The sequence below is a fragment of the Kitasatospora sp. NPDC059088 genome (assembly GCF_042738155.1).
Classification (GTDB): Bacteria; Actinomycetota; Actinomycetes; order Streptomycetales; family Streptomycetaceae; genus Kitasatospora.
Window position 1 is genome coordinate 18,251 of sequence record NZ_JBHYGR010000028.1, and the last position, 3,165, is coordinate 21,415.

General features: G+C 75.1%; 1 protein-coding gene and 1 pseudogene. Both read right to left on the minus strand.

What is annotated here, in order from left to right; all coding sequences use genetic code 11:
• Positions 1–110: 110 nt before the first annotated feature.
• The gene (locus ACFWXO_RS15310) at positions 111–2,576 is read right to left on the minus strand and encodes a SpoIIE family protein phosphatase (protein WP_375886546.1); all 2,466 of its coding nucleotides are present in this window, start codon (positions 2,574–2,576) and stop codon (positions 111–113) included.
• A gap of 145 nt (positions 2,577–2,721) precedes the next feature.
• Positions 2,722–3,165, minus strand: a pseudogene (locus ACFWXO_RS15315) (hypothetical protein); the annotation flags it as partial.

Below are 3,165 nucleotides of genomic sequence, written 5' to 3' on the forward strand. Positions count from 1 at the left end.
GGGCCGCTGTGCGCGCGGTGCGCCCCCCGCGCGGGCGCCCTTCGCGCTCCCGAGACCGCGCTCACAGCGCAGCGCCCCCCCCCCCCCCTATCTCCCATGTCGGGCGGCGGCTAGGAGACCCCGAAGGGCAGTTCCAGCTCGGCCCAGACCACCTTGCCGTCCCGGGTCAGCCGGCTGCCCCAGCGCTGGGCGAGTTCGCTGACCAGGAACATCCCGCGCCCGCCCTCGTCCTGCTCCGCGAAGGGGCGCAGCTGCGGGGCCGCGCCGCCGGCGTCGGAGACCTCGACGGTGAGCACCCGGTCGCGGAACAGCCGCAGCCGGCGCGGCGCCTCGGCGTGCAGCAGGGCGTTCGTGACCAGTTCGCTGACCAGCAGTTCGGCGTAGTCGGAGAGCGCGTTCAGGCCCCAGGCGTCCAGGGCGGCCCGGGTGAAGCGGCGGGCCTTGCCGGGGAGCTTTCCGCCGCCGGTGAGCGGGAGGGTGGCGACCCGGTCGGCCGGCACCGGCAGCGCCCGGGCCATGATCATCGCGATGTCGTCCTCGGTGCCGTCGGTGACCAGGGCGCCGATCACCGCGTCGCAGCTCTCCTCCAGCGTCCGGCCGGGCCCGGACAGGGTGCGGGCCAGCCGGTCGATGCCGTGGTCCAGGTCCTGGCCGCGCCGCTCCACCAGTCCGTCGGTGTAGAGGGCGAGCAGCGCGCCCTCGGGGAGGGTGAAGCCGATGGACTCGAAGGCGACCCCGCCGACGCCGAGCGGGACGCCGGGCGGCACCTCGATCCTGCGGGCGGTGCCGTCGGTGCCGACCCAGACCGGCGGCAGGTGCCCGGCCGAGGCGACCTGGACGGTGCGCTCCAGCGGGTCGTAGACGGCGCAGATGCAGGTGGCGAACTGGCCCTCGCCGATCCCCGAGGCGGTCTCGTCCAGTCGGGTGAGCACCTGCTCGGGCGGCATGTCCAGGGTGGCCAGGGTGCGGGCGACGGTGCGCAGTTGTCCCATGGTGGCGGCGGCCCGGATGCCGTGGCCCATCACGTCGCCGACCACCAGGGCGACCCGCCCGCAGGACAGCGGCACCACGTCGAACCAGTCGCCGCCGACCTCGCTGACCACGCTGCTGGGCAGGTAGCGGTAGGCGATCTCCAGCCCGAGGGTGCGGTGGATCTCCTGCGGCAGCAGGCTGCGCTGGAGGGTGAGGGCGGTCTCCCGCTCCCGGCGGTAGAGCCGGGCGTTGTCCAGGGCCAGGGCGGTGCGGGCGACGAGTTCCTCGGCGAGCGCGACGTCGGCGTCGTTGAACGGCTCGGGGTTGCGCATCCGGATGAACTCGGAGCCGCCGAGGACCATGCCCCGGGCGGTGATCGGCACCATCAGGTACGAGTGGATGCCGGCGGCCATCCCGGGGGCGACCCGGTCCTCGCTGGACACCAGGCCGCGCAGCACCTCCTCGTCCACGTGGGCGCGCAGCAGCGGCCGCCCGCTGCGCAGGCACTGGGTGTAGCTGCGGTCGGGGGCGTACTCGGAGGTCTCGCCGACGACGTCCACGGCGTGCGCCAGGCCGGTGTCGTAGTTCTCGCCGACCGCGACGGCGCGCAGGGTGACGGAGCGGTCGGAGGGGATCGGGGTGGGCTCGGACCCGCGCAGCACCGGTTCCAGCAGGTCGACGGTGGCGAAGTCGGCGAACCGGGGGACGACGGCCTCGATGAGTTCCTCGGCGGTGCGCTGGAGGTCGAGGGTGGTGCCGATCCGGGCGGTGGCCTCGGCGATGGTGGCCAGCCGCTCCTGGGCCCGGGCGGCCCGGGCCTCGGCCTGGAAGCGTTCGGTGACGTCGATGATGGAGGAGCAGACGCCGAAGACCCGGCCGGTGGAGTCCTCCAGCCGGAAGTAGGAGGCGGACCACGCGCGGTCCCGCTTGGGGTCGCCCGGGACGCGGCCGTGCGAGCGGGCGTCCACCACGGGCTTGCCGGTCTTGAGGACCTGTCGCATGGTCTGTTCGATCTCGCCGCTGTTGATGCCGGGCAGGACGGCGGATATCCGGCGGCCGAGGTGGGCGGAGACCGGCACGCCGTTCATCCGGGCCAGCGCCTCGTTGATCCGGACGTAGCGCAGGTCGCTGTCGTAGACGGCCATGCCGATCGGGGAGCGGCCGAAGACGCCGTCCAGCACCGCGAGGTCGGCCTCGACGGCGTGCAGGGCCCGGGTGTCGGAGGCGGTGGCGAGCAGCAGCAGGGTGCCGGCCGGTCCGGCGATCGGGTAGGTGCGGAACTCCAGCTCGACCCGGTGGCCGTCGCGGTGACGGACCGGGAAGACGAAGGAGGCGCCGCTGCCGGACATGATCCGCTGGAACAGGCCGAGCACCGCGGGCCGGTCGGTCTCGTCGGTGAGCAGCCGGGCGGCGTAGCTGCCGACGGCCTCCTCGGCGGAGTAGCCGAGCAGCGCCTCGGCGTCCTCGCTCCAGTGCAGGATCAGACCGTCGCTCTGCAGCAGGGCCGTGGCGAGCGGGACGAGGCGGTGGCCGTCCGGACGTACGGGATCGCCGCTCGGCGCGGGGCCGGCGGCGGCGGTCGCGTCCCACTCGTGTCCGTGCATTCAGGCAGCACCCCGGTTCGGCTCGTGCCCGGCCGGGTGGGCCTCGCGGTCGGTGCCGGCCGGGGTTCTTCTCCAGACTGCACGGACATCGGCCGCCCGGCGACCCCTTGGTCAGGGGCCGTCCGGTCGCTCGGTTGTACGGGCGTCATGGGCGTACCGGCCGCAGCGTACTCTCCAGAACGCCCGCCCACTGCCGGATCACTCCGGAACGTCGAAGGCTGTCGTCGGTGAGCAGGTTGGCCAGGCCGAGTCCGCGGGCGAGGTCCAGGGTGGCCTGCACCGATTCGCGCACGCCCGGGCGGGTCTCGTCGGCGTCCAGGAACTCCACGGCGGCCCGGTGGGCCTCCCGGCCGACGTGGCCCTCCAGGGCGACGATCCGCTCCCGCAGGCCGTCCTCGGTGGCGGCGGCGGTCCACAGGTGCAGGGCGGCCCGGAACAGCGGGCCGGTGTAGAGGCGGACGATCATGTCGACCACGGCCCGGGTCCGGTCGGGGCCGGGGGGGGGGGGGGGGCGCGGGGGGCGGGGGGGGCGGGGGGGCGGGGCCGCGCGGGGCGCGGGGAGCGTGCGCGCGCGCGGGCGCGAGCGCGC

What these genes read in the sequence shown, in the direction of transcription:
- ACFWXO_RS15310 (WP_375886546.1), bottom strand. Translation starts at nt 2,576, where the DNA reads ATGCACGGACACGAGTGGGACGCGACCGCCGCCGCCGGCCCCGCGCCG.